The 26,797-nt window shown below is 60.9% G+C and carries 22 protein-coding genes and 1 pseudogene; 15 read left to right on the top strand and 8 right to left on the bottom strand.

The genetic code is table 11. From position 1 onward, the window contains the following. The first annotated feature begins 41 nt into the window (after positions 1-41). Positions 42-1,448 carry an amino acid permease gene (locus OZ428_RS28360; RefSeq protein WP_269132009.1) on the top strand — a complete coding sequence of 469 codons (1,407 nt, stop codon included), beginning with the start codon at positions 42-44 and terminating at the stop codon, positions 1,446-1,448. Here the strand turns inward: OZ428_RS28360 and OZ428_RS28355 are convergent. Then, positions 1,394-2,284 carry a LysR substrate-binding domain-containing protein gene (locus OZ428_RS28355; RefSeq protein WP_269132008.1) on the bottom strand — a complete coding sequence of 297 codons (891 nt, stop codon included), beginning with the start codon at positions 2,282-2,284 and terminating at the stop codon, positions 1,394-1,396. The two genes, OZ428_RS28360 and OZ428_RS28355, sit on opposite strands and share 55 nt — an antisense overlap. Positions 2,285-2,366: 82 nt before the next feature. On the opposite strand from OZ428_RS28355, the gene OZ428_RS28350 reads away from it, so the two are divergent. The 5 genes from OZ428_RS28350 to OZ428_RS28330 all read left to right on the top strand — a co-directional run bounded on the left by OZ428_RS28350 (position 2,367) and on the right by OZ428_RS28330 (position 7,453). Next, positions 2,367-3,131, top strand: a complete 765-nt coding sequence (locus OZ428_RS28350; RefSeq protein WP_269132007.1) for a sulfite exporter TauE/SafE family protein — start codon at positions 2,367-2,369, stop codon at positions 3,129-3,131. A 120-nt stretch (positions 3,132-3,251) separates the two neighbouring features. Further along, complete coding sequence (locus tag OZ428_RS28345; RefSeq protein WP_033896178.1) at positions 3,252-3,842, top strand: NAD(P)H-dependent oxidoreductase; 591 nt, start codon at positions 3,252-3,254, stop codon at positions 3,840-3,842. A 30-nt stretch (positions 3,843-3,872) separates the two neighbouring features. After that, a complete protein-coding gene (locus OZ428_RS28340) occupies positions 3,873-4,769 on the top strand; it encodes a LysR family transcriptional regulator (RefSeq protein WP_269132006.1) in 897 nt (298 codons plus the stop codon). 103 nt (positions 4,770-4,872) lie between these two features. Beyond that, a complete protein-coding gene (locus tag OZ428_RS28335) occupies positions 4,873-5,766 on the top strand; it encodes an NAD-dependent epimerase/dehydratase family protein (protein ID WP_269132005.1) in 894 nt (297 codons plus the stop codon). Positions 5,767-6,007: 241 nt separating this feature from the next. Then, complete coding sequence (locus OZ428_RS28330; RefSeq protein ID WP_269132004.1) at positions 6,008-7,453, top strand: SulP family inorganic anion transporter; 1,446 nt, start codon at positions 6,008-6,010, stop codon at positions 7,451-7,453. Positions 7,454-7,457: 4 nt separating this feature from the next. Here OZ428_RS28330 and OZ428_RS28325 read toward each other — a convergent pair whose 3' ends face one another. Further along, positions 7,458-7,838: a lysozyme inhibitor LprI family protein gene (locus OZ428_RS28325; RefSeq protein ID WP_016976197.1), complete on the bottom strand. Its 381-nt coding sequence runs from the start codon at positions 7,836-7,838 to the stop codon at positions 7,458-7,460. Positions 7,839-8,086: 248 nt separating this feature from the next. Here OZ428_RS28325 and OZ428_RS28320 point away from each other — a divergent pair, with 248 nt between their 5' ends. The 4 genes from OZ428_RS28320 to OZ428_RS28305 are packed head-to-tail and all read left to right on the top strand — an operon-like array spanning position 8,087 to position 12,179. After that, positions 8,087-9,436: a GntT/GntP/DsdX family permease gene (locus OZ428_RS28320; protein ID WP_038842258.1), complete on the top strand. Its 1,350-nt coding sequence runs from the start codon at positions 8,087-8,089 to the stop codon at positions 9,434-9,436. A 19-nt stretch (positions 9,437-9,455) separates the two neighbouring features. Continuing rightward, positions 9,456-10,316: a MurR/RpiR family transcriptional regulator gene (locus OZ428_RS28315; protein WP_269132003.1), complete on the top strand. Its 861-nt coding sequence runs from the start codon at positions 9,456-9,458 to the stop codon at positions 10,314-10,316. Between the two features lies 1 nt (position 10,317). Then, a complete protein-coding gene (locus tag OZ428_RS28310; RefSeq protein ID WP_269132002.1) occupies positions 10,318-11,781 on the top strand; it encodes an N-acyl-D-amino-acid deacylase family protein in 1,464 nt (487 codons plus the stop codon). 29 nt (positions 11,782-11,810) lie between these two features. Continuing rightward, positions 11,811-12,179, top strand: coding sequence for a glyoxalase superfamily protein (locus tag OZ428_RS28305; RefSeq protein WP_269132001.1), 369 nt, complete (start codon positions 11,811-11,813; stop codon positions 12,177-12,179). A gap of 649 nt (positions 12,180-12,828) precedes the next feature. Here OZ428_RS28305 and OZ428_RS34800 read toward each other — a convergent pair. The 3 genes and pseudogenes from OZ428_RS34800 to OZ428_RS28295 form a co-directional block, all read right to left on the bottom strand. Next, a complete protein-coding gene (locus tag OZ428_RS34800; RefSeq protein ID WP_370636473.1) occupies positions 12,829-13,692 on the bottom strand; it encodes a methyl-accepting chemotaxis protein in 864 nt (287 codons plus the stop codon). Next, positions 13,684-14,613, bottom strand: a pseudogene (locus OZ428_RS34795) (methyl-accepting chemotaxis protein); the annotation flags it as partial. The pseudogene OZ428_RS34795 and the gene OZ428_RS34800, both read right to left, overlap by 9 nt. A 304-nt stretch (positions 14,614-14,917) precedes the next feature. After that, entirely contained in the window at positions 14,918-20,593 is a 5,676-nt protein-coding gene (locus OZ428_RS28295; protein WP_269132000.1) for a membrane-targeted effector domain-containing toxin, read from the bottom strand. Between the two features lie 178 nt (positions 20,594-20,771). Here OZ428_RS28295 and OZ428_RS28290 point away from each other — a divergent pair, with 178 nt between their 5' ends. After that, positions 20,772-21,389, top strand: coding sequence for an FKBP-type peptidyl-prolyl cis-trans isomerase (locus OZ428_RS28290; RefSeq protein ID WP_017531131.1), 618 nt, complete (start codon positions 20,772-20,774; stop codon positions 21,387-21,389). A gap of 60 nt (positions 21,390-21,449) precedes the next feature. Here OZ428_RS28290 and OZ428_RS28285 read toward each other — a convergent pair whose 3' ends face one another. From OZ428_RS28285 to OZ428_RS28275, 3 genes are all read right to left on the bottom strand, one after another. Continuing rightward, complete coding sequence (locus tag OZ428_RS28285; RefSeq protein ID WP_003194088.1) at positions 21,450-21,707, bottom strand: PA4570 family protein; 258 nt, start codon at positions 21,705-21,707, stop codon at positions 21,450-21,452. 161 nt (positions 21,708-21,868) lie between these two features. Continuing rightward, positions 21,869-22,210, bottom strand: a complete 342-nt coding sequence (locus OZ428_RS28280) for a zinc ribbon domain-containing protein YjdM (RefSeq protein WP_008022504.1) — start codon at positions 22,208-22,210, stop codon at positions 21,869-21,871. A 116-nt stretch (positions 22,211-22,326) separates the two neighbouring features. Further along, positions 22,327-23,295 carry a polyprenyl synthetase family protein gene (locus OZ428_RS28275; protein ID WP_005791318.1) on the bottom strand — a complete coding sequence of 323 codons (969 nt, stop codon included), beginning with the start codon at positions 23,293-23,295 and terminating at the stop codon, positions 22,327-22,329. 239 nt (positions 23,296-23,534) lie between these two features. Here OZ428_RS28275 and rplU point away from each other — a divergent pair, with 239 nt between their 5' ends. From rplU to proB, 4 genes are all read left to right on the top strand, one after another. Then, positions 23,535-23,849 carry a 50S ribosomal protein L21 gene (gene rplU, locus OZ428_RS28270; protein ID WP_007950961.1) on the top strand — a complete coding sequence of 105 codons (315 nt, stop codon included), beginning with the start codon at positions 23,535-23,537 and terminating at the stop codon, positions 23,847-23,849. 34 nt (positions 23,850-23,883) lie between these two features. Next, positions 23,884-24,141 (top strand): 50S ribosomal protein L27, encoded by a 258-nt coding sequence (gene rpmA / locus OZ428_RS28265; protein WP_003176049.1) that lies wholly within the window; start codon positions 23,884-23,886, stop codon positions 24,139-24,141. 193 nt (positions 24,142-24,334) lie between these two features. Beyond that, a complete protein-coding gene (cgtA, locus tag OZ428_RS28260) occupies positions 24,335-25,558 on the top strand; it encodes an Obg family GTPase CgtA (RefSeq protein ID WP_016976186.1) in 1,224 nt (407 codons plus the stop codon). A 111-nt stretch (positions 25,559-25,669) separates the two neighbouring features. Beyond that, positions 25,670-26,788 (top strand): glutamate 5-kinase, encoded by a 1,119-nt coding sequence (gene proB / locus OZ428_RS28255; RefSeq protein WP_038842176.1) that lies wholly within the window; start codon positions 25,670-25,672, stop codon positions 26,786-26,788. The last annotated feature ends 9 nt before the right edge of the window (positions 26,789-26,797 follow it).

Genomic DNA, 26,797 nt, shown 5'->3' with positions numbered 1-26,797 from the left:
CCGACCACCTGTGCAATCACAATAATAAAGGGGCACACCACGTGACCACGCCAGACAACGGCTTTGCAGAGATCACCCACCGCGAACTGGGCCTGCGGCGCCAGCTCACTTCCGGCCAGATGAGCATGATCGCCATCGGCGGCGCCATTGGTACCGGGCTGTTCATGGGCAGCGCCTACGCCATCGGCTATGCCGGGCCCAGTGTCTTGGTGAGCTACGCCATCGGTGCGTTGATCACCTTGCTGTTGATGGGCTGCCTGGCGGAGATGACGGTGGCCCACTCCACCTCGGGCTCCTTCGGTGCCTATGCCGAGTTCTACATCAGCCCGCTCGCCGGGTTCCTGGTGCGTTATGCCTACTGGGCGGCGATTGTGTTGGCGGTGGGCGCCGAGGTCACGGCGGTGGCGATGTACATGAAGTACTGGTTCGCCCACGTGCCGGAATGGGTGTGGATCGTGTCGTTTTCCAGCGTGTTGATCCTGCTCAATGCGATCAGCGTGAAGACGTTTGGCAACTTCGAATACTGGTTTTCGACGATCAAGATCAGTGCGATTGTCGGCTTCATCATCCTTGCCGTGTACGTGGTGTTCGGCTCCGGCAACCCGGAGTACGGGGTGCAGAATTACACGGCCCACGACGGCTTTTTCCCCCATGGCCTGAGCGGCATGTGGATGGCGGTGATCGTGTCGATCTTCAGTTATTTGAGTGTGGAGATGATCGCCGTGGCCGCCGGTGAAGCCGCCGACCCGGAACAGGCGGTGAAGAAAGCCTTCCGTGCGACCATCGTGCGCCTGGTGGTGTTTTACCTGCTGACCCTGGCGCTGATGCTGGCCATCGTGCCGTGGAACCAGGCCGGGCAGACCCAGAGCCCGTTCGTCACGGTGATGCAGACCATCGGCATTCCCGGTGCGACCGGCGTGATGAACTTCGTGATCCTGATCGCCGCGCTCTCGGCGATGAACAGCCAGCTCTACATCACCACCCGCATGATGTTCAGCCTGTCCCGCGCCGGCTTTGCCCCCAAGTCCATGGGCGCGTTGAGCAAGAGCGGCATCCCGTTGAACGCGTTGCTGCTGTCCAGCTCGGGCATTGCGCTGGCGACGTTGCTCAACGTGGTGTACCCGGAAAGCTCGTTCACGCTGATGATGGCGATCTCGATGTTTGGCGCGATCTTCACCTGGTTCATGATCTTCCTCACCCACCTGTTTTTCCGTCGCTACCGCAAGCGCCACGGTGGGCCGAAGCTGTCGTTCCAACTGCGGCTGTTTCCCTACAGCACGCTGCTGGGGCTGGTGCTGATGGGCGCGGTGATGATCACCACCTATTTCACCGACGCGTTCAAGATGACCCTGGTGTTTGGCGTGCCGTTCCTGCTGATTCTGTCGGCGGTGTATTACGGGTTCTTCCGCAAGGGCAGGGCCAAGGCATCGAACAAGGCCTTGGCATAACCGGGCAGTTGTTCGAACGAGCGCGCACATAACAGCAGCTTCCGACAGGCCCACGCTTCTTGCAGAGGGTGGGCCTTGACGCTGGGTTCCAGCGGCCAACGTTCCAGCGCGGCCTGGGGCACGATGCCCAGGCCAGCGCCATGGGCGACCATACGGATCACCCCGTCGAAGCCCTCGGCACGGATGCGCGTTTGCAGGCGGAAACCCGCGTGCAATGCCTGTTCTTCGAGGTACACCGTCAACGCGCTGTGAGTGGCGAGGCCGACAAAGTCGTGTTGCAGGCTATCGACAAAGCTCCCTGCGGTGAACGGATGATCCAGCGGCGCGATCAGCACCAGCGGGTCGTCGCGAAAGGGAAGAGTCTGCAGACCGTGGGTGTCCACTGCGTCGGAGATGATCCCAATATCCGCCGTGCCCTGGCGCAAGGCCTGGGTGATGCGCAGGCTCGGCAGCTCCTGCAGGTCGATATCGAGGTTGGGGTGCTCGCACAGAAAGTCCGCCAGCAGTTCCGGCAGGTATTCGCTGAGGGCGGTGGTGTTGCACAGCAAGCGCACCTGGCCTTTGACGCCGTTGGCGTATTCCGCCAGGTCCTGCTGCAGGTGTTCGGCTTGTTGCAGCAACAAGCGTGCGTGGCGGGCCAGGGCCTTGCCGGCGGGTGTTGGGGTGACGCCTCGACGGTTACGCTCCAAGAGTTCGATACCCAACGAAGCCTCCATCGCCCGGATACGCGCACTCGCGGCGGCCAGGGACAGGTGGCTGCGCCCGGCACCGGCGGTGATGTTGCCGGTGTCGAGGATGTGCAGATAGAGGCGCAGGTCGATCAAGTCAAAGTGCATGGCACCAGCCTAAGGGAAAACAAGAGTCTGTCTCAGTATATGGCGAATTTTCGGCGTCACCGAAAAACCGCACAATCCCCCCATGAATACCTTCCTCGCGTTCTACCAAGACATCGGCCCCGCCCTGACGCTGCTGGTGATCGGCACCTTTGTGCTGGCCGGCACTGTCAAGGGTGTGATCGGCCTGGGCCTGCCGACAGTCTCCATGGGCTTGCTCGGCCTGGCTATGTTACCGGCGCAGGCTGCGGCCTTGCTGATCATCCCTTCGACGATCACCAACCTGTGGCAACTGGCGTTCGGCGGGCATTTGAGTGCGCTGCTCAAACGCCTGTGGCCGATGTTGCTGCTGATCTTCCTCGGCACCGGGTTGGGCACCTTGTGGCTGGGCATGAGCGGGGGAAGCTGGGTGGGGCATGCGTTGGGCGGTGCGTTGCTGGTGTATGCACTCAGCGGATTGTTCCTGCCGACGTTCAAGGTAAAACCTGAGACTGAACGTTGGCTGGGTCCTATGTGCGGCATCGTCACGGGAGTCATCACTTCAGCGACCGGCGTGTTCGTGATTCCCGCCGTGCCCTATCTGCAGGCCTTGGGCTTGAACCGTGATCAGTTGGTGCAGGCACTGGGGCTGTCGTTCACGGTTTCCACCCTGGCGTTGGCCGCCGGGCTGGCCTGGCGCGGCACGCTCGGTGGCGGGGAGGTCAACGCCTCGCTGCTGGCGTTGGTGCCGGCACTGCTGGGCATGTGGCTGGGCCAGGCGATGCGGCAGCGCATCAGTGCCGTGTTGTTCAAGCGTGTGTTTTTCGTGGGCATGGCCTTGCTGGGGGCGCATCTGCTGATCAGCGGTTAACAATGGGTGGTGCATTTGTGCTTTCTGGTCAAATGTATTTTGCCGTGCCGCCGCTTATTCCGAGGGGCCAATGTCGATAGCCTGCAGGCAGACATTTTTAACCCTTCTGGATGCCCTCCCATGAAAAAAATCCTCCTGCTCAACGGCGGCAAAAAATTCGCTCATTCCGATGGCCGCTACAACAGCACCCTGCATGACGCCGCCGTGGCCGTGCTGGACCGTGCCGGCATTGACGTGAAAGTCACTCACATCGACGAAGGCTACGACGTGGCCGAAGAAGTGGCGAAATACCTCTGGGCCGACGTGATCATCTACCAGATGCCCGGTTGGTGGATGGGCGCGCCGTGGATCGTCAAGAAATACATCGATGAAGTCTTCACCGAAGGCCACGGCAGCCTGTACGCCAGCGACGGTCGCACGCGCTCCGACTCGTCGCAGAAGTACGGCAGCGGCGGCCTGATCCAGGGCAAGCAGTACATGCTCTCGCTGACCTGGAACGCGCCGCAGCAAGCCTTCGACGACCCGACCGACTTCTTCGAAGCCAAGGGCGTGGACGCGGTGTACTTCCCGTTCCACAAGGCCAATGAATTTCTTGGCATGACTGGCCTGCCGACCTTCTTGTGCGTGGACGTGATGAAGCGCCCGGCGATCGAGGCTGACGTAGCGCGCTATGAGCAGCATCTGGCGCAGGTGTTCAATTTCTCGGTGTAAGCTGCTGGGAACCGATAACGAGGAGCGCCTGTGAAAGCCCGATCCGATGAGCTACAGATCTTCGTCAGCGTGATTGAATGCGGTTCGATTTCCGCTGCCGCAGAACAGGTCGGGCAGACGCCCTCGGCGGTCAGCCGCACGCTGTCACGCCTGGAAGCCAAGCTCGACACCACGCTGATCAACCGCACCACGCGGCGCATGGACCTGACCGAGGAGGGCAAGTACTTCTTCGAACAGGCCAAGGTGATCCTGGCGCAGATGGATGAGCTGGAGGAACGCCTGTCGTCACGCCAGAAGAAACCGGCGGGGCGCCTGCGCATCAATGCGGCGGTGCCCTTTATGCTGCATGGGATCGTGCCGTACATCGCGGAGTTTCGCAGTCTTTACCCGGATATCCAGCTGGAGCTGAACAGCGATGACCTGATCATCGACCTGCTGGAGCAGAGTACCGACATCGCCATCCGCATCGGTGTGTTGGCCGACTCCACTCTGCACGCACGTGCGCTCGGCTGTACGCCGCTGCATGTTCTCGCTAGCCCCGACTACCTCAAGCAATACGGCACGCCGACCACGGTTGCCGAATTGGCGGACCACACGTTGCTGGGGTTCACCCAGACCGAAACCCTCAACCACTGGCCGCTGCGCCATGTGGAGGGCGACCGCTGGTTGATCCAGCCCGGCGTGGCCGCGTCCAGTGGTGAAACCGTGCGTCATTTGGCGCTGGAAGGGCAGGGCATCTGCTGCCTGTCGAACTTCATGACCATCGACGACATCGAAACCGGACGCCTGGTGCCAGTCTTGGAAGCGTTCAACAGCGGTTATCGCCAGCCGATCCACGCGGTGTTCTACCGTAACTCGCAGCTGGCCTTGCGCATCCAGTGTTTCCTCGACTTCATGCAGGCCAAGCTGGCGCGGTATGCCTGCTGATTCGTGACCTTCGCGCAAGAGTGAATTGGGCAATAGGGGCTTATTCGTCAGGGATCGGCCCTTGATACTGGTCCCATCACTTACCCACTCAGGAGCACTCTCCATGAACGTATTCGTTACCGGCGCAGCAGGTTTTATCGGGGGTTCCATCGCAACCGGCCTGGTCAAGGCAGGCCATAGCGTGACCGGCCTGGTGCGCAGCGCCGAGCAGGCGGCCGAGATGACCGCATTGGGTATCACCCCAGTGATCGGCACCCTGGATGACGCCGCTGTATTGACCGAGCAAGCGCAAAAGGCCGATGCGGTGATCAATGCCGCGAGCAGCGACCATCGCGCTGCCGTGGAAACCCTGCTGGCAGCCTTGAAGGGCTCGAACAAGCCATTCCTGCACACCAGCGGTTCAAGCATTGTCGGTGATGCGTCGGGCGGCAAGTCCAGCAATGTCATCTACTTTGAAGACAACCTGCCGGAGCCAACCGTCGACAAGGCGGCACGCGTGGCCATCGACAACCTGATCCTGGCGGCTGCCAACGAAGGCGTGAACTCGGCGGTGATCTGCAACACCCTGATCTACGGCCACAGCCTGGGCGTGAAGCGCGACAGCGTGCAATTGCCGCGTCTGCTCAAGCAGGCGCGCAAGAGTGGGGTGGTGCGCCATGTGGGCAGTGGGCAGAACATCTGGTCCAACGTGCACATCGAAGACGTGGTGGCGCTGTACCTGCTGGCACTGACCCAGAACGCACCGGGCACCTTCTACTTCGTGGAAAGCAGCGAAGCGGCGTTTATCGACATGACCACCGCCATTGCCGAAGCCCTGAACCTGGGCAAACCGCAGGATTGGCCATTGGCCGACGCCGAAGCCGAGTGGGGCTATGAAATGGCCAACTATGGCCTGGGCTCCAACAGCCGGGTGCGGGGCAAGCATGCGCGTGAACTGCTGGGCTGGGTGCCGAAGCGTACGTCGGTAGTCGAGTGGATTCGCCACGAGATGGTGTAAGCCTCCCTGTGGCGAGCGGGCTTGCCCCGCGTTGGGCCGCGAAGCGGCCCCAGTCCAGCCAACGCGTATCTACCGGTAGATAGGCGGTGAATGGCTTTGGGGCTGCTACGCAGCCCAACGCGGGGCAAGCCCGCTCGCCACAACCACAACCACAGGGTGTAGCTCGCCTTAAAAATCTGGTTCTGCCCTGCTCAATTCCGTACCATTCCCCGCCTTATCCCCCGCATTACCCTGGTACTTCATGAACCTCACCCGTCTGCGCGCCGATGCCCTGGCCGGCCTCACCACGTCGTTTGCGTTGCTGCCCGAATGCATCGCCTTTGCCCTGGTGGCCCACCTCAACCCGCTGATGGGGCTCTATGGCGCCTTTATCATCTGCACACTGACCGCATTGTTTGGCGGCCGCCCCGGCATGGTGTCCGGTGCGGCGGGCTCGATGGCGGTGGTGATCGTTGCGTTAGTGGTGCAACACGGCGTGGAATACCTGCTGGCGACGGTATTGCTCGGCGGGTTGATCATGGTCGCCTTCGGCCTGCTGCGCCTGGGCAAGCTGGTGCGCATGGTGCCGCATCCGGTAATGCTGGGGTTCGTCAACGGCCTGGCGATCATCATCGCCCTGGCGCAGTTGGAGCATTTCAAGAGCGGTGAACACTGGCTCAGCGGCACGCCGCTGTACGTGATGATCGGCCTGGTGCTGGTGACCATGGCCATCGTCTACCTGCTGCCGCGCATCACCCGCGCGGTGCCGCCTGCATTGGTGGCGATCCTCGGCGTGGGCCTGGCGGTGTACCTGCTGGGCTTGCCGACTCGGACCTTGGGCGACATGGCCCACATCGCTGGTGGCCTACCCAGCGTTGCCCTGCCGCAGATCCCCTGGACCCTGGACACCCTCGGCATCATCGCGCCCTATGCGTTCCTGATGGCCATGGTCGGCCTGCTGGAAACCCTGCTGACCCTCAACCTCACCGATGAAATCACCGAAACCCGTGGCTACCCGGACCGCGAAAGCGTGGCCCTTGGCGCGGCGAATATGGTCTCGGGCCTGTTCGGCGGCATGGGCGGCTGCGCGATGATCGGGCAAACCGTGATCAACCTCAGCTCGGGCGGGCGCGGGCGTTTTTCCGGAGTGTTTGCCGGGGTCATGATCCTGCTGTTCATCCTGTTCCTGTCGCCGTTTATCGAGCGGATCCCGCTGGCGGCGCTGGTGGGTGTGATGTTCGTGGTGTCCCAGCAGACCTTCGCCTGGGCCTCCTTGCGGGTGATCAACAAGGTGCCGCTCAATGACGTGCTGGTGATTATCGCGGTGACGGTGATCACTGTGTTCACCGACCTGGCCACGGCCGTGCTGTGCGGGATCGTGATTGCGGCGCTGAACTTCGCCTGGCAACAGGCGCGCGAGCTGTATGCCGATGAACACCTGGAGGCCGATGGCAGCAAGCTCTATCGCTTGCATGGCACCTTGTTCTTTGCCTCGACCACGCCGTTCCTCAACCAGTTCGACCCGGCCAACGACCCGGCCCAGGTGACGCTGGATTGCCGTCACCTGAGCTTTGTCGACTATTCAGCGATTGCGGCGCTGATGACCCTGCGTGAGCGTTACACCAAGGCCGGCAAGCACCTGCGGGTGCTGCATTTGTCAGAGCGCTGCAAGAAGCTGCTCAAGCGCGCCCGGGTCCATCATGAGTAAGTGATCACGGCCCGACCAGGTCTTCCAACTCCTGGGCGCGGGTCTGGGTCATGTCCAGCAGGCAAGCGGAGCCGTTGACCTGGTCGATGGTGCCACCGGTCGCGGAGCCGGCGAAGCCGCAATTGGCATCACGGTATTTTATCCACAGGCGCTGCACGTCTTGCAGTTGCTGCTTGCGCGCACCTTCCTGAGCGGCGAGGGCAGTCTTGTAGGCCTTGTTCAGGCGCGTGTCCTGCACCTTGGCTTCCTTGGCGTTGCAATTGACCATGTCCGCGGTCGTGTTGGCGCTGTCCATGCATTTTTTCAACGCCGCGTTATCGGCGGCCGACGCAGTGCCGCACAGGGCGAGAAACAAAGCGCTGACGGCGAGGGAGGTGCGAATCATGGTCGATTTTCCTGGGCATGAGGGGAGGCGCATTCTATGACTCGATGGCGGCGTTTGAGTTTCCAGCATCTTCTGATCTTCATGTAAGAACACCCCCCGAATTTTCATGGGCGACCGTTGGGCATATCCCAACGCGACAGCGCTTGCCTGTGAGCGAAAATTACTTTCATAAAAATTGAAAATGCTCCTCGGTAATGATTTATGAGTTTCACAACCAATTCGACGTGACCCTTTCCGAGGAGTACCGCATGGCCGCATCACCGGGCTTCGGGCTATTGGCATACGCTGCCATCGCCATCATTGCTTTGATCGTGCTGATTGCACGTTACCGGCTCAACCCGTTTATCGTCATCACCTTGGTGTCCATTGGCCTGGCGCTGATGGCCGGGATGCCGGCGGACACCATCATGGGCTCGTATGAAGCGGGCGTCGGCAAGACCTTGGGGCATATCGCCCTGGTGGTAGCGCTGGGCACCATGCTCGGCAAGATGATGGCCGAGTCCGGCGGTGCCGAGCAGGTGGCGCGCACGTTGATCAACCGTTTTGGCGAGCGTAACGCGCACTGGGCCATGGTGTGCATCGCCTTCCTGGTGGGGCTGCCGCTGTTTTTCGAGGTCGGTTTTGTGCTGCTGGTGCCGATTGCCTTTACCGTGGCGCGGCGTGTGGGCGTATCGATCCTGATGGTCGGTTTGCCGATGGTCGCTGGCCTGTCGGTGGTGCATGCGCTGGTGCCGCCGCACCCGGCGGCGATGATGGCCGTGCTGGCGTACAACGCGTCGGTGGGGCAGACCGTGCTCTACGCGATTCTGATCGGTATCCCCACGGCAATCATCGCAGGTCCCGTCTACGCCAAATTCATCGTGCCGCGTATTCATTTGCCAGCGGAAAATCCGCTGGAACGCCAGTTCATTGACCGCGAACCGCGTACCCGTTTGCCGAGTTTTGCGCTGACCATGGGCACCATCCTGTTGCCGGTGGTGTTGATGATGATCGGAGGCTGGGCCAACGTGATTTCCACGCCGGGCACTGGCTTCAACCAGTTCCTGTTGTTTATCGGTAACTCGGTGATCGCGCTGCTGGTAGCGACTTTGGTGAGCTTCTGGACCTTGGGGATCGCCCAAGGCTTCAACCGCGAATCGATCCTCAAGTTCACCAATGAATGCCTGGCGCCGACCGCGAGCATCACCTTGCTGGTGGGCGCGGGCGGCGGTTTGAATCGCATCCTGGTGGATGCGGGTGTGACCAACGAAATCCTCGGCCTGGCCCATGCTTTCCATCTGTCGCCTTTGGTGATGGGTTGGCTGTTTGCAGCCCTGATGCGTATTGCCACGGGCTCGGCCACTGTTGCCATGACCACCGCGTCCGGTGTGGTGGCGCCGGTTGCGATGGGCCTGGGTTATCCACACCCCGAATTGCTGGTGCTGGCCACCGGCGCGGGTTCGGTGATCTTTTCCCACGTGAACGACGGCGGCTTCTGGCTGATCAAGGAATACTTCAATATGACGGTGATCCAGACCTTCAAGACTTGGACCGTGCTGGAGACTCTGATATCGGTGGTCGCCTTCGGTCTCACCTATGGTCTGTCCTGTATCTTGTAACCCGGAGCCCGGAGCCCCCATGGACATCCTCTACCAGATCCGCGCCCGCCAGGACTCCTTCAGCGCCGGCGAAGGGCGTATCGCCAAGCTGATGCTCGATGACGTGGGTTTTGCCGCGTCGGCCAGCCTGGAGGCGTTGTCCCAACGGGCCGAGGTCAGCACGGCCACCTTGTCACGCTTTGCACGCAGCGTAGGGTGTCGGGATCTGCGGGATTTGCGCCTGCAATTGGCCCAGGCCAGTGGCGTCGGCAGCCGCTTCCTCGACCCTGCGGGGTTGCCGGAGCAGTCGGCGTTTCATCGGCAGATCCTGGGAGATATCGAAGGGACCTTGCGTCAGCACTTGTCGGGGTTCAACCAGGCGAGTTTCGTCGATGCGGTCAACCTGCTGGGCAAGGCGCGAATGATCCATGCGTTCGGCATGGGCGGCCCGTCGAGCCTGTGCAGCGATGAGTTGCAGGTGCGTCTGGTGCGCCTGGGTTATCCAATTGCCGCTTGCCATGACCCGGTAATGATGCGCGTCACAGCGGCTACGCTGGGGCCCGAGCATGCGCTGATTGTGTGCTCCCTGACCGGCCTCACCCCTGAGCTGCTCGACGTGGTGACGCTGGCGCGCAACTACGACGCGCGCATCGTCGCCATCACCCTGGCGGATTCGCCTTTGGCGCATTTGGCGGATGTCCTGCTGCCGCTGCAACCGGCCGAAACCAGTTTTATCTACAAGCCTACCGCTGCGCGCTACGGCATGCTGCTGGCCATCGACCTGCTCGCCACCGAGCTGGCCTTGGCCCTGCCGGACGACAACCAGGAACGCCTGCGCCGCATCAAGCTGGCCCTGGACGATTATCGCGGCGGCCCCGACAGCCTGCCGCTTGGAGACTGATATGAAGTACGACACGTTGATCCGCCAGGCGCTGGTCATTGATGGCAGCAACACCCCCGGCTACGTGGCCGATGTGGGGTTGCGCGACGGGCGCATCGAGACGATCGGCGACTTGTCGGCGGCGGTGGCCGAGCATGAAATTGATGCGAGCGGCCGTGTGTTGGCACCGGGTTTCATCGACGTGCACACCCACGACGACACGGTGGTAATCCGCCAGCCGCAGATGCTGCCCAAGCTCAGCCAGGGCGTGACCACGGTGATTGTCGGCAACTGTGGTATCAGCGCGTCGCCGGTGACGTTGCGCCGTGATCCGCCGGACCCGATGAACCTGCTGGGCAGTGCTTCGGCGTTTGTTTATCCGCGTTTCAGCGACTATCGAGCGGCGGTCGAAGAGGCTCATCCGGCGGTCAACGTCGCCGCGTTGATCGGCCATACAGCGCTGCGCAGCAACCATATGGACGACCTGCATCGCACTGCCTCAGCGGATGAAATTGCCGCCATGCGCGTGCAGCTGCAAGAGAGCCTCGAAGCCGGTGCCCTCGGCTTATCCACAGGCCTGGCCTACGCCAGTGCGTTCAACGCCGAGACCGATGAGGTGTTGCAACTGAGTGAAGAGCTCACCGCGTTCGGTGCGGTGTACACCACCCATTTGCGCAGTGAGTTCGAACCGGTGCTGGAGGCGATGGACGAGGCGTTCCTGATCGGTCGGCATGCCAAGGCTCCGGTGATCATTTCCCACCTCAAATGTGCCGGTGCCGGTAACTGGGGGCGTAGTCCGCAGCTGCTGGCGTCGCTGGAGCTGGCGGCGAAAACCCACCCGGTGGGCTGTGATTGCTATCCCTATGCGGCGAGTTCTTCGACCCTGGACCTCAAGCAGGTGACCGACGCGTTTCGGATCACCATTACCTGGTCGACGCCGCATCCGGAAATGGGCGGGCGTGATTTGCAGGATATTGCCGCTGAGTGGGATGTTTCATTGATCGACGCAGCCCGCCGGCTACAACCGGCAGGGGCGGTGTACTACGGCATGGATGAGGCGGATGTACGAAGGATCCTGGCGCATCCATTGTCGATGGTCGGGTCGGACGGGTTGCCGGAGGATCCGTTTCCGCATCCGCGTTTGTGGGGGGCGTTTCCACGGGTGTTGGGGCACTTCAGCCGGGATGTGGGGTTGTTCCCACTGCACACCGCCGTGCACAAGATGACCGGGTTGTCGGCGGCGCGGTTTGGCTTGGCTGAGCGCGGCAAGATTCGTGAAGGGCACTGGGCTGACCTGGTGCTGTTCGACCCGTTGCGCGTACGCGATGTGGCGGACTTCAAGGAACCGCAGCGCGCGGCGGAAGGCATTGATGGGGTGTGGGTCAACGGCGTGTTGAGCTATAGCGACGGGCAGGCGAACGGTCAGCGGCCGGGTCGGTTCCTGGCGCGCAGTGGGGATTTGCGTCGGGGTTTTTCGTCTCTATAGTGGGCGCTCAATTAAACGGAGCGGTTGCCATGCACTTAGGAAAAGTCATCCCCATCCTGCGGATTTTCGACGAGGCCAAGGCGTTGGAATTCTACGTCGATTTTTTGGGGTTCAAGGTGGATTGGCAGCATCGTTTCGAGGCGAATTTTCCGTTGTACCTGCAGGTGTCACTGGGTGAGTGTGTGTTGCACCTGACCGAGCATCATGGTGACGCATCGCCTGGCGCGGCAGTGCGGATTCAGGCGCAGGGTGTGGACGCTTATCAGCTGCAGTTGCTGGGCAAGGATTACCGGTATGCCAAGCCTGGGGTTGAGGAAATGCCGTGGGGCTCGCGGGAGATGAGCATCAAGGATCCGTTTGGGAATCGGGTGGTGTTTGTTGAGGATGGCGAGGGCTGAGGGGTAAATCGCAGGCAATAAAAAACCGCCTTAGTAGGGCGGTTTTTTTTGCAAACCCAGTTAGTGGCTGGGGTTGCGATCTCAAAGGACGCATCGACCCGCAGGCCGATATTACCTCCGGTAATTTCGTCACGCAAGGCTGAACGATGTTCGGAAAGGGACACTTTCCGGGATTTTCTCGGGTAAGTACTAACTGCAAAAGCTTGCAATGAATTCATCGCACGATACTGGATATTTTGTCACTGTCCGACACACCTTCGGCGGAACTGTTGGTTAGGATTCCCTCCGTTCTGCGTTTGTCGCTTTTTGGGTGGGCCGGGTATGCGCGCGAATTCTGGACCGACCGCCACGGGCTAGTAATCCGTGCCGGATTGATGCGGAAGGACCATTAGCCCGGCCACCTCAAAGGACGCATCGACCCGCGTCCGAAGGCTCACGTGTTCCGGTAAGTGCGCTGGAGGTAAGGCCCAACTCACGGAGGGCCGAGTATGTCTAAGTTTGCCTGTGGCGAGGGAGCTTGCTCCCGTTGGGCTGCGTAGCAGCCCCAAAGCATTTATCGTGCTCTCAACTTCAAATCGGCATCAAGTTGATTAGGGCCGCTTCGCGGCCCAACGGGAGCAAGCTCCCTCGCCACAGTGATTGTGGTTTCTTACACCCGGAAATGGCTGACCATCTGCTGCAACTGGCTACCCAACCGTGCCAGTTCAACACTCGACTTGGCCGTCTCGTCACTTGCCGTAGCGGTCTGCTCCGATACATCCCGCACATTCACAATGCTGCGGCTGATTTCTTCAGCCACGGCGCTTTGCTGCTCGGCGGCGGCGGCGATCTGCTGGTTCATCGACTGGATATTCGACACCGTACGGGTGATGTTCTCCAGTGACACACCGGCCTTGCGCGTCAGCTCGACACTGCTGTCAGTGAGGCTGCGGCTGTTGTTCATCACGTTGGCCACTTGCTGGGTGCCGTTCTGCAAGCCGGCGACCAGGCCTTCGATTTCCTCGGTGGATTTTTGCGTGCGCTGGGCCAGGCCACGCACTTCATCAGCTACTACGGCAAACCCTCGGCCGGCTTCACCCGCCCGTGCTGCTTCGATCGCGGCGTTGAGGGCCAGCAGGTTGGTCTGTTCCGCGACGGCTTTGATCACGTCCATCACGCTGCCGATCTTGTTGCTCTCTTGTTGCAGGTGGGTCATGGCGTCGGTGGAGCGCGCCACTTCAGCGGCCAGACGCTCGATCTGGGCGATGGCTTCAGCCACCACCTTGTCGCCTGCGCGGGCTTGGCCGTCGGCATCGGCCGCAGCCAGGGAAGCCTGTTCTGCGTTGCGCGCCACTTCCTGCACGGTGGCAGTCATTTCGTGCATCGCCGTGGCGACCTGGTCGGTCTCGATCTTCTGGCTGTTCACGCCGGCGCTGGTCTGCTCGGTCACAGCCGACAGTTCTTCGGCAGCGCTGGCGATCTGGGTCACGCCGTCGCGAATACCACTGATCAATTCACGCAAGGTCGTGCCCATGCGCTGAATGCCTTGTTGCAGCACGCCCAGTTCATCGCGGCGGGTGACCTGGATGTTGTGGCTCAAGTCGCCGGAGGCAATGCGCTCCACCACGGCCAGGGTTTCCTGGATCGGGCGGGTGATCTGGCGGGTGATGACCCATGCTGCGATCACGCCCACCAGCAGCGCCAGCAAGGTGCTGATCAATTGCAGGCTGCGGGCCTGAGCGCTCTCGGCGTCGCGGCGAGTCAGCTGGATGTCGTACAGTTTGTCGCTGATCGTGACGATATCAGCGCCTTGGGTGGTCATTTCGGCACGGGCGGTGACGATGTTGGCGTTGGCGGACTTGTAGTTCTGCACGGCGCTGCGGTAGGCACCCAAGGCGGTTTCCAGTGCGGTCAGCGCGCTTTGCTGGCTGGCGCCGAAGGCGGCGCTGAGGTCTTTCAAACCGGCGATGGCTTTTTCAATCTGTGCGGCTGCGCGGGCTTCAGTTTCCGGGCTGACGTTGCCGGTGTAGCCACGCACTTCGTAGCGAGCCAACTGAAATTGCATCTTGGCGTCGGCCACCGCCTGGAACTGAGCCAGGTGCTCCGAACTGTCGGGCATCTGCTTAACACTGGTTTCCAGCGCGTTGATTTGTGCGTTGGCGATATCCGCCTTGTCGCCCATCACTTGGCGAGAGGCGTTGCCGTTGCGGTAGGCCTCGCGCATTTTATTCAGTGACTGCTGGTAAGCGGTGATGATGGATTTCTGCTCGTTGAGCAGCTTGAGGTTTTCCGGGCTCTTGAAGCTGTCGAGCAGTTTCTGTTGCTGGGCAGCGAAGGCATCCAGGTTGGTTTGTACGTTCTGGGCCACGGCTTCGTCGCCATTGGCGAGCATATATTGCAGGCGCACGATACGCAGCTTGGTCAACGAAGCATTGAGCTGAGTGATATCGCTCATCCAGTTGCTGCGGTCGATCAGGCCGCCCAGGCTGGTCCAGCCGGTCAGTGCCAGGATCGAGGTAAGGACCAGCACTAGGCCGAAGCCCAGGCCCAGTTTGAGATTGACGCTGATGTTGCCGAACCAGCTATTCATCGAATGCTCCGCAAAGTTGATGTCTGTCTGCTGGACGGTGTTGTTGTTTGAGCCAGCCAAAGTGTGTAGGTGGGTATCGGCGGCGAGACGTGAATCTGAAATGGCTTTTTCAACGGATGATATAAACGCAGACCCTGCCCGATGAACGGGCAGGGTGGTGGGCAGCCTGTCAGGTCATTTGTGTCATCCCCATGCCAATGGGAGGACGGGCTTTGAGTACTTCGGTGAGTTGCGACAGGTAATAGAACCGCAGCGCTTTGAGTGGCTCCCAGCGCTCAACGAAAAACTGGCCTTTTTCATTTATCTGAATCGGCGTCACCAGGATTTCATTACTGCGCGAGAAGTGCACCAGATTGAGCTCACTGTCGGTCGGGCGTTCGATGATGAACTGCCCGGGCGCCGTCAGTCGGTCGCGGCTCGGTGGCGGTGGTGCGCGGTGTATCGGCCGTCCGGCAATTCCCACTTCGATCTTGAAGTCGCTGCGCAAGGCCACCCCTGGCCCTTCATCGATCGCCTGCCAGGTGGCGCTATGCAGTGGCCGCGCCAATTCGGGCGCGGTATCGCGCACGTGCAGGCTGACGGCATCCTGCAACTGAACGAGGCCCGGCACCCCCAAGTGCATATCGGTGTGGCTGCTGCCGACGAAGGCGACCCACTTGTGCGGCCCCTGGGCAAGTTGGTCGGCCTTGATCACTTCATGGGCGAAGTAGCTGAACAATTCGCCGCGTACGTTCTGGCCCTTGAGCCCTTTGATGTAATAGCTGGCGGTGCAATCAAGCGCGCGGATGCGGATCCCGTACTTATTGGCGGCCTTGAGCACATTGGTGAAGGTTAATGGCCCTTTGTAGAGCGGCATTTGGCCCAGGTCCAGCTGGGCGAGATACGTTGCCAGGTGGGGGGGGATTCTCGACGTGGCGTGGAAAGTGTCCAGTGCGCCTTGGTGAAGGTCGGTGAACAGGTGTTCTATATAAAGGGATTTTACGCCCTGTTTTTTCAAGTGCTTCATGTAATCGATCAACAGGCGCTTGCTGGATTGTGCCGAGTGCGCCTCTCCTATCACCAGCCCCAGTTTGTGGGCATATACCCGCTCGATAAACGCCTGTTCGCTGGTTGCCGTGGCGATGTCAGTGAGGGGCATCCGTTGGGGCGGCGTGAAGTCGGCGAGAAAAGCTTTGGCGCTGGTCAGCAAGCGTTGGCGGGTCTGGATGAAGGTTTGCAGGGCCGTACTTGAGCTTTCAAAGGTATAGCGCGTATCCAGACCACGGTGCTCCATTCGCAGTCGGTCTATGTCGGCGCGCTGGGCGAACGGGATATCGAACTCGGCATAGTGCATTGCGGCCGGTGGGGCGGGCACCGCCAAATCAGGTGCTTGCAGCGTTGCGTGAGCCGTTGGTATCGCCAGGGTGTAGTCACCGCGTGATTGTGCGCTGGTAGCTGTGTCGGGCCACAGGCCTGTGCGTTCGCCAGGCGCCGCGTCTTCAATGCGCAGGGCCGGGGCGTTTTGCAGGTCTGCCAGACCGCTGACCTGCTCATAAGTCCCCAGGCGGTTGGATTCCACCAGCGCCAGCCACCCCTCGTCGGGATTGTTTTTCAGGGTTTGCTCAAGCACTGAGTGAGAGTAGAAGTTGCGCAGCTTGCTGCTGCGCGGAATAAAGCGTGGGCCATCACCCAGGGCCAATACGTGCTCCATGTGATAAGAGGCGCTCCCGTCGAGGCCATCGATGGCGATCTTCAGTCGCTGGGTTTCCAGCAACAATTTGCGATAAGTGAATGGCGCATCCGCCACGTACCCCAGGGCTTCATCCACGCGTTTGAGGTGTTGCTCGATCTGCTGAAGGGCGTGGGCCTTGTTACCGCTGAGCTGGTTGTTGAGGATTTTCAGCTTGCGATGAAACAGGTCGCGGGGCAGGTTCTCGATATACACGCGTTTCAGGCCTTGTTCGATCAGGCCGGGCAGTTGTTCGATCAGCAACTGCTTACTGGCGATAGAAGTGGGTTCTGCGCCGATGATCAGGCGTTTATTGCGGCTGAACAGGGCCTTGAGAATATCGGCGTGCGGCGCATCGGTCGCCAGCCAGGGCAGCGCAGCTTTGGGCGCTGGTGCGGGCTGCGCCAGGAAGAAGGCATCCGCACGTTCGGTCAGGTGTTCGACCTGTTTGACGTAGGCTGTGCGCAAGGGCGCAGATTGCGCCAGGGCATTGCCCTGGGCAGCCCCACTGTCGTCAGGCTCCATGCTCAGCAACCGTTGCTTGAACTCGGGGTCAAGCAAGGCACGGAAGGTCTTGGCCTGGTCTGGCGCCATGTTGAAAACATCCAGCGGGCTGCTTTCATCGGCCAACAGTTTTTCGTATTTTTTGCGCCCGCCGCCTGCGACACCAAAGCGTACCCATTGGCCCTCGGCATTCTGATTGATCAGCCGTGCAGTCGAATGCAACTGACCGCTGACTGGATCGTGGCGATACAGCAGATAGCGGCCCAGCGCATCCGGGGCTTGGGGCGCCCAATAGGGTCGCCCATCAAATAGCACGGGCTGCATGCCTTCTGGGTCCAGCGCGTCCAGTTGGCTGACCCGTGCGCTGTCGACGGCCTGCGGGCCGGTGCGGAGGGTCGGGCGCAGTGATTTGAAAGCGCCTTTGAGCGCCGGACGTACGTCGAACAACAACGCGCCGCCGAAGTTGGCGAGGTAGCCGATGTAGTGTTCCAGGGCGGCGCCCTTATCGTTCTGGTGGTAGGCGTTCAAGGCGAGCATCGCGTCCTTGAAGGCCAGCAACCCACCCAGCGTAAGGCTGAGCAGGGGGAATGGCATCGTGGCCACGGCGGTTACCCACTCGATGCAGGTCCAGAGAATGCCGGTAATCATCTGGATACGATTGACCGTCGTGGCGTGCACGTCGTCGATCTTGCGTTGCAGGTTCATGTTGTAGAACTCATGGCGCAGATCGGTGAGCGGCAAGACATGCAGGGTGCTGTCATACCGGGCGGGGCTGGGGGTCGAGCGGTTGATGTCGTCCGGCAGGCCTGTGCTTGCGTTTTTCAGGAAAAGCCCGACCCGTGCCACCGACGGTATTGGGACCCGCGCGCACCAGTAAGCGGGCATGCCTTCGACTTTTTTCAGCAGGTAGTTAAACAGCCGCGCTTCGCGAAACCCAATGCCGTCAGGGGCACCGGGAGTGTAGAGCAGCACGGGGTTGTCGCCATGGCTGAACAGGTAATTGCCGATCACCCAATCACCCTCGATGGCGAGCCGATGGACTCTATAGGTGTTGCGCGCGGTGTTGCCGGTATCGGCGAGGCTATCGATGGCGAGCTCCAGCCAGGCCAGGTCAACACTGGCGATATGCCCTTGCAGGCGCGCTTCCAGCGCGGCATTTTTCATCTGCAATTGCTGGATCGCCAGCACCGCGTTGCGCCTGTCGTCGTAGCCGGGGCTGTCGCTGTTTTGCAGGCGTCGGCGCACTTCATCGGTATAGCGCTGGCCGATCCACACCCCGGTCACGGAGCGGGCGACGTTTTGCGCGGTGAGGGCGCTCAGGTCGATATCGGGTGGGCCGCGGAAGGTAGCAGAGGCAGAGAATTTTTCGTTGAGAAAGCCGACCCCGTCGGCGTACCCGTCGCGGTACAGGGTGGTGTAGGAAATGGGCGCCGGGGGAGCACCTATAAGCGGCTTGGGTGAGTAGGCAAATACGCTATCCGGATCGACATCGTTCTGCCGGCGCCCAAGCAGTGTATTGAGGCTGAGCTTGGCCTTTTCATGCAGGTAGCGCTCGAAGGGCGGGAAATTGGCCTCGGCATCCGGTCGGGCGTTGTAGCTGCGCAGCGCGCCTGCGGCGTTATCGGCCAGGCCTGTCAAACGCCTGCGATCAACCGCCGAGGCCGCGCGATACCAGGCTGGCGAACTGAACTCATAGTCATCCAGTTGCACGGCCAGCCGATGCTCCGCCATCGCGTCGAGGCAATCGGTATGGCTGCACGGTTTGCCGAAGGTCACTTCCAGGTGTTCTGCCGCTTCGGGGCGTAAGCTGATGCGCAGCAGGAAATCGCCCATTTTCGCGCGAAAGCGCAGGGGCACTTGCTCTAGCAGATAGTCGCTCAGGGTTCGGCCTTGAATCCGGGCCTTGTTGTCCGTCCAGCCGATGATATGGCTCTGGCACTCGCGCAGCGTACGGAATGCGAAGAACTGCTGAGTGCCTGGCGCGTCGGGCGTGCACAGCAATAAGCGTTTGGGCTGGCCATCGGTGTCGTCTTCACGCAGCAGCCAAAGGTCATTGAGTTGGGCGCCGTGGAGTAACACGGTCTGTGCGCACAGCTGTGGGCGTGGGCGTTCCCGCAGGTCTTCGAACAGTCGGTAGTCGGCAGGGCTCAGATGGTTGTGCAGCCTGGCCACATGGGCCATGACCACCAACCGCTGATCGAAGAAACTGCGCGCGGCCAGTCTTATTTGCGGTGTGCCGAGAGCGGCTTTCTGGACAGTGGCGAAGTCCAGGCGCGGTTGCAGGTCTTGCAACAGGCTGAGCAGGGTTGGCACGGTGAGGGCCGTATGCGCTCCGCCCAGCGGTGCGCCGGCGTAGGTCAGGCGGCTGTGTTGGAGAAAGGCCGAGCCGGGCGTGCTGTCTGCGGGGTGCAAGCCGCGCAGGGTCCACTCCACCAGCGAGCGCTGCTGGTCATAGGTGCCTACCTGAGGGACCGTGCGCGGGGTGGTGATGTGCAACAGGTCGGGATCCAGATCGTGGATGTCCAACTCATCGGCCAGTAGCTCGGCCCATTGATGGCGGGCAAGGGCCTGGGGCGTTGCGGCGGGGCCGAACAGCGCGACGAACGCCTGGCGCGCATGGTTATAGTCACGCAGGTGTTGGTCGAGGGATTCGCGTTGTGCCTTGTTGGCGCTGCGATACCAGTCGGGCAGGGCGTTGAACAGGTCGCGCTCGAGCAAGCGTTGGGTACGAAAGTCCAAGCGCAGGCTCAGGTCCGGCAAAGCGGCCTGGATGGCTTGGTCGAGGTGTTGCTTGAGTTGTACAGAATCGAGTTGGTTGCTTTGCGCCAGGTTCAAGGCGTGGGTGATGTCGAGTGCGCGTTTGTCGAGCAGGGCTTGGTAGACGTGTTCGAACAGCGGCTGGTCCTTGATCGGCTGCAACTCCAACGGGAAAATGCCCATCGGGTCCAGGTGCTGGTAGCGCACCGGCAGATGGCGGTTGAACTCGGCCCGACCGGCGCTCGTCGCCAGTGTCGCCTTCAGGCCTTGGTCAAGGTCGCTGAGTGAGTCGAAGGGCTCCAGCCCGCGTGAAGGCGTGAATAACAACACTGGGCCAACTGGCACAGTGGCGGTCAGGCTGTCGAGCGTGGGGCTGGCCTGGCGTGTCAGCACGAAGGCACCCGCGAATGCCACCCTGTGGTCCTGGTAGCTGAAGGTCAAGGCGTACATGCCGGGACGGAGCGTCGGCACGCGAGAGCAATCTTCAAGCATCAGCAAGTCGTCAGGCCGCAACAGGGCGTCGTTGACGTTGAGGCGAGTCTCCTGCTCCAACGCGCTGATACCGGCGGTCGATGTCATGTAGGTCTTGCGACTTTGGCCATTGACGGTGCTGGTCTCGTCCAGGCTTTGCAAATCGTTGTTCAGGCGGGTGCTGAGGTCGGCTGTGTCCAGCCCTTCATAAAGGGCGCGGGCCTGGATCATGTAGGCGTTGTTGATGCGCTTGAGTGCAGCGTTCAGGGTGTCCAGTGCCAGCCGCTCGGTTGGCAAGGGGACGGGGCGCCGACTATGCGCGCGCAGCGTCGGGTCGATCTCCAGCAGATGACGATGGATCTGTTGCAGGGTGGGTAAGGCGTGAGGGGGATTCGGCGTACTCATCGGCACGGCACCAGGGTGATGAATGGAATCATCAGCATGGCGAGCGGCGCAGCGTGCCCGGCTGTAGATACGTATGCGCCGGCACGCTCATCAAGGCCCTGTGTTGTGTGCTAGTCTGCGGGCCCTTTTAGATTTGGAGGGCACGGGGAATCGTGCCGTCCTACAGCGGAGCACCTTCATGTCCGAAGTTAATCTGTCCACCGACGAAACCCGCGTCAGCTACGGCATTGGCCGTCAACTGGGCGACCAACTGCGCGACAACCCACCACCGGGCGTGAGCCTGGACGCGATCCTGGCTGGCCTGACCGACGCGTTCGCCGGCAAGCCAAGCCGTGTGGACCAAGAGCAAATGGCCGCCAGCTTCAAAGTGATCCGTGAAGTCATGCAAGCCGAAGCGGCTGCCAAGGCTGAAGCGGCTGCTGGCGCTGGCCTGGCCTTCCTGGCTGAAAACGCCAAGCGTGATGGCATCACCACTCTGGCTTCCGGCCTGCAATTCGAAGTGCTGACCGCAGGTGACGGCGCCAAGCCGACCCGTGAAGACCAAGTACGCACTCACTACCACGGCACCCTGATCGACGGCACTGTGTTCGACAGCTCCTACGAGCGCGGCCAGCCTGCAGAATTCCCGGTTGGCGGCGTGATCGCCGGCTGGACCGAAGCCCTGCAACTGATGAATGCCGGCAGCAAATGGCGCCTGTATGTGCCGAGCGAACTGGCTTACGGCGCTCAAGGCGTTGGCAGCATCCCGCCGCACAGCGTTCTGGTGTTTGACGTCGAGCTGCTCGACGTTCTGTAAGACCTGCTGATTACCTGTGGGAACGAGCCTGCTCGCTCCCACAGTGTTTTACTGGTTTTTTCATGGATGGAACTTGCCATTCAGTTCCGTCGCCGGGCGCAACGCTCGGGCATAGCAGAACAGAAACAGATTGCGCACCACTTCCTTCAACACGCCGGGTTCGCTCGAACTCAGCCCGTTGACGTCGAGGTCGCCCTGGTCTTGCAGTTCATTCAGCGCTTCTTCTTCCAGCACCGCACAGACTTCACCGGTTTCCCGATGCAGGATCCGCAGGTAAGGGTGTGGTCGGTCCAGCCAGGCGTCTATCAAATAAGTCATGGGTCTCATCTCCTTGATGGGTTTCAATGAGAATAATTCTTATTCGTAGAATAGCAAGTGCCTATTGGCGGTTTCTGGGTTTTTCTGTGTGGATATTGCGCGGGATCAAACGGGAGGGCAAAACGCCATCCCGCGGCAGGCGCGGGATGGAGGCAGCCTATTCAGACTTTGCGCACGAACTCGGACTTGAGCTTCATCGGGCCGATACCGTCGATCTTGCAGTCGATATCGTGGTCGCCGTCGCACAGGCGGATGTTCTTGACCTTGGTGCCGACCTTCACCACCAGGGAGGTGCCCTTGACCTTGAGGTCTTTGATCACGGTGATGGTGTCGCCGTCCTGCAGCACATTGCCGACGGAGTCTTTTTTCACGGCGTCATCGCTGGCCGCTTCGGCCTCGCCATTGGCGGACCACTCATGGGCGCATTCCGGGCAGATCAGCTGGGCGCCGTCTTCGTAGGTGTATTCGGAATTGCATTTCGGGCAGGGTGGCAACGTGCTCACTAAGGCTCCTTGAGAGTCAGGATGGCTAAAGGGCGCACATTATATAGGGTTTTGCGGTCTTACAGGTTGTATGAAATCTAAATGTGGGAGGGGGCCCTCCCACATAGGCCCGCGTTTTAGTGCGTACGCGCAACCGCGAACTCACTCAGCTCGACCAGGGCGTCGCGGTATTCGCTGGCGGGAAGGGCTTCCAGGCACTGGATGGCACGGGCCACGTAGTCACGCGCCAGTTGTGCGGTGTACTCCAGCGAACCCGAGGCTTCCACGGCGGCGCGGATGGCCTCCAGGTCTTCGATCCCGCCTTTCTGGATCGCCTTGCGCACCAGGGCGGCCTGTTCCGGCGTGCCTTCGCGCATGGTGTAGATCAGCGGCAGGGTTGGCTTGCCTTCAGCCAGGTCATCACCGACGTTCTTGCCCAGGGTTTCAGCGTCGCCCTTGTAGTCGAGCAGGTCGTCGACCAGTTGGAACGCGACGCCCAGGTGATCACCAAAGGTGCGCAAGGCTTCGGCCTGTTCGGCCGTTGCGCCGCACAACGCAGCGGCGCTGTGGGTGGAGGCTTCGAAGAGCATCGCGGTTTTGCCGCGGATCACTTCCATGTAGGTTTCTTCGGTGGTGCTGGCGTCACGGACCTTCGACAGCTGCAACACTTCGCCTTCGGCGATGATGCGGGTGGCCTGTGAAAGAATCTTCATCACCGGCATCGAGCCGAGTTCAACCATCATTTCGAACGAGCGCGAGTACAGGAAGTCGCCCACCAGCACGCTTGGGGCATTGCCCCACATGGCATTGGCGGTCTCGCGGCCACGGCGCATGCCGGACATGTCGACCACGTCGTCATGCAGCAGGGTCGCGGTGTGCAGGAATTCGATCGTGGCGGCCAACAGGCGCAGGTCATCGCCTTCGCGACCCAGGGCCTTGCCGCACAGCAGCACTAATAAAGGACGCAGGCGCTTACCGCCCGCCGACGTAATATAGTCGCCAATTTTGGAGACCAGCGGCACTTTAGACGTCAGCTGCTGCTTGATGATGCCGTCGACGGCGCTAAAATCGTCCGCGACCGCGCGGTAGAAAGCTTGGGGTTGCATCAGCGACAGTCGCTCCAGAAGGGTTGCGCGGCATGCTAGGACCCAGGCCCCCCAGTGTCAAGGCGCGATAGACGGCCCCTTGCAACACCCATTTACCTTGCGTACAATCGCGCACCCTGAACTTCCTGGGCAGCACCTGCCTTACGCAATTGCATTAGGGACGTCCATCCCATGCAGCCATGCCAGCCAATACCTCTTCTTATAAAGCGCTGGGTGAGCAGGATTATCGGAGAAATACCATGTCGTACGCAGTAATTGTTACTGGTGGCAAGCAATACAAAGTCGCCCCAGGTGAATACCTGAAGATCGAAAAACTGGAAGTCGCTACCGGCGAATCCGTTACTTTTGATCGCGTTCTGTTGGTCGCCAATGGCGATGACGTGAACATCGGCGCTCCAGTTGTTGCTGGCGCTACCGTTGTGGCTGAAGTGATCTCCCAAGGTCGTCACGATAAAGTCCGCATCATCAAGTTCCGTCGTCGTAAGCACCACATGAAGCGTATGGGCCACCGCCAGTGGTACACCGAGATCAAAATCACCGGTATTCAGGCTTAATTTCAGCCTAATTCCTCACTAGGAGAATTGACTCATGGCACACAAAAAAGCTGGTGGTAGTACCCGTAACGGTCGCGACTCAGAAGCCAAACGCCTTGGCGTGAAGATGTATGGCGGCCAGAAAATCATTCCGGGCAACATCATCGTGCGTCAGCGCGGCACCCAATTCCACGCCGGTTACGGTGTTGGCATGGGTAAAGATCACACCCTCTTCGCGAAAATCGAAGGCGTGATCAAGTTTGAAGTAAAAGGCGCGTTCAACCGCCGTTACGTGAGCGTTGTCGCAGCTTAATTGCGAGATCGCTGGAAAAGCCCTGTCTTGCGACGGGGCTTTTTCGTTTGTGGGGTGAGTCTCTTGCAAAGCTGTTTGTAATGGGCTCAGGCGCTGGTTTTGCGGTCGCTGATTGAGGTCGCTGCGCTCATTTTTGCAAGAGTCTTATGTCTTGGTTTCTTAAGCTCGTCCGTGCGGCGAGAGGCGTTTTGTTATGAAGTTCGTTGATGAAGTTTCCATCCGAGTAAAAGCAGGCGATGGCGGTAACGGTTGCATGAGTTTCCGTCGCGAAAAATTCATCGAAAACGGTGGCCCCAACGGCGGTGACGGCGGTGACGGCGGTTCCATCTACATGATGGCCGACGAAAACCTCAATACCCTGGTCGACTACCGTTACACCCGGCACTTCGATGCCGAGCGTGGCTCCAACGGCGGCAGCACCGACTGCACCGGTAAAAAAGGTGAAGACCTGGTACTGCGCGTACCGGTTGGCACCACGATCATCGACTCCGCGACCCAGGAAGTGATCGGCGACCTGACCAAGGCCGGCCAGAAGCTGATGGTGGTACAGGGCGGCTGGCACGGTCTGGGTAACACCCGATTCAAGTCCAGTACCAACCGTGCGCCACGCCAGACCACGCCAGGCAAGCCGGGCGAGCAGCGTGACCTCAAGCTGGAAATGAAAGTACTGGCTGACGTGGGCCTGCTGGGTCTGCCGAACGCTGGCAAAAGTACCTTCATCCGCTCGGTTTCGGCCGCCAAGCCGAAAGTCGCCGACTACCCGTTCACCACCCTGGTGCCAAACCTCGGTGTGGTCAGCGTCGACCGTTGGAAAAGCTTCGTGATCGCCGACATTCCCGGCCTGATCGAAGGGGCTTCCGATGGCGCAGGCCTGGGGATTCGCTTCCTCAAGCACTTGTCGCGTACCCGTTTGCTGCTGCACCTCGTCGACATGGCGCCGCTGGATGACACCAGCGCACCGGACGCCGCCGAAGTGATCGTCAGCGAACTGACCAAGTTCAGCCCGGCCCTGGCCGAGCGTGATCGCTGGTTGGTGCTGAACAAGTGCGACCAGATTCTGGAAGAAGAGCACGAAGAGCGCGTCAAGGAAATCGTTGACCGCCTGGAGTGGGAAGGTCCGGTCTACGTGATCTCGGCCATTGCCAAAGAAGGCACCGAGCGCCTGACCCGCGACATCATGCGCTACCTCGAAGACCGCGCCGACCGCCTGGCGGCCGACCCTGTGTTCAAGGCTGAGCTGGCTGAGCTCGATCAACAGATCGAAGACGAAGCCCGTGCCCAGTTGCAAGCGCTGGACGACCAGCGTGCCCTGCGCCGCAGCGGCGTGAAGTCGGTCCACGACATCGGTGACGATGATTGGGACGAAGAAGACGTGGATGATGAAGACGGTCCTGAAATCATTTACGTGCGCGACTGATTCGTTGCGATAAACTTGAACGCCGCTCCTGTTAGAGCGGCGTTTTAGTATCCGGGTTTAACGTTATGGGCCGCGCTGGGTCGCGCAGCCCTCAATCTAAGGTTGAAGATGATGCGGAGCAAAGTGACAGGTGCGCAGCGCTGGGTCGTAAAGATCGGCAGTGCGTTGCTGACGGCGGATGGCAAGGGGCTCGATCGCGCAGCCATGAGCGTCTGGGTCGAGCAGATGGTGGCCTTGCATGAGGCCGGTGTGGAGTTGGTGCTGGTGTCGTCCGGGGCGGTTGCCGCCGGGATGAGCCGCCTCGGCTGGACCGCGCGACCCAGCGCGATGCACGAACTGCAAGCCGCCGCCGCCATTGGTCAGATGGGCCTGGTGCAAGCCTGGGAATCCAGCTTTGCCGAGCACGGCCGCCATACGGCGCAGATCCTGCTGACCCACGACGACCTATCCGACCGCAAGCGCTACCTCAACGCCCGCAGCACCTTGCGCGCGCTGGTGGAGCTGAAAGTCATCCCGGTGATCAACGAAAACGACACCGTGGTCACCGACGAAATCCGCTTTGGCGACAACGACACCTTGGCCGCCCTGGTGGCCAACTTGGTGGAAGCCGACCTGCTGGTGATTCTCACCGACCGCGACGGCATGTTCGACGCCGACCCGCGCAACAACCCCGAAGCCCAGCTGATCTACGAAGCCCGCGCCGATGACCCCGCGCTGGACGCCGTGGCCGGCAGTGTCGGTGGCGCCCTGGGCCGTGGTGGCATGCAGACCAAGTTGCGTGCGGCGCGTCTGGCGGCGCGTTCCGGTGCCCACACCATCATCGTCGGCGGGCGCATCGAGCGCGTACTGGACCGTCTCAAGGCCGGCGAACGCATCGGTACGCTGCTGTCGCCGGAACGCGGCATGCTGGCGGCGCGCAAACAGTGGCTGGCCGGTCATCTGCAAACCCGTGGCACCCTGGTGCTGGATGATGGCGCGGTGTCGGCGCTGTCCCAAGGCAACAAGAGCTTGCTGCCGGTCGGCGTCAAGTTGGTGCAGGGCAGTTTCCGCCGGGGCGAGATGGTGGTGTGCGTGGCGCCGGACGGTCGTGAGATCGCCCGTGGCCTGGCCAACTACAGCGCGCTCGAAGCGCAGAAAATCATTGGACAATCCTCCGATGCGATTGTCGGACTATTAGGTTATATGGCCGAACCAGAGCTGGTTCATCGCGATAACCTGATCCTGGTCTAACCAAAGGAA

The organism is Pseudomonas sp. GXZC (assembly GCF_026967615.1).
GTDB classification, from domain to species: domain Bacteria; phylum Pseudomonadota; class Gammaproteobacteria; order Pseudomonadales; family Pseudomonadaceae; genus Aquipseudomonas; species Aquipseudomonas azotoformans_A.
Note: the sequence above shows the minus strand (reverse complement) of the source record. Positions and strands in the feature narration are given on the sequence as shown.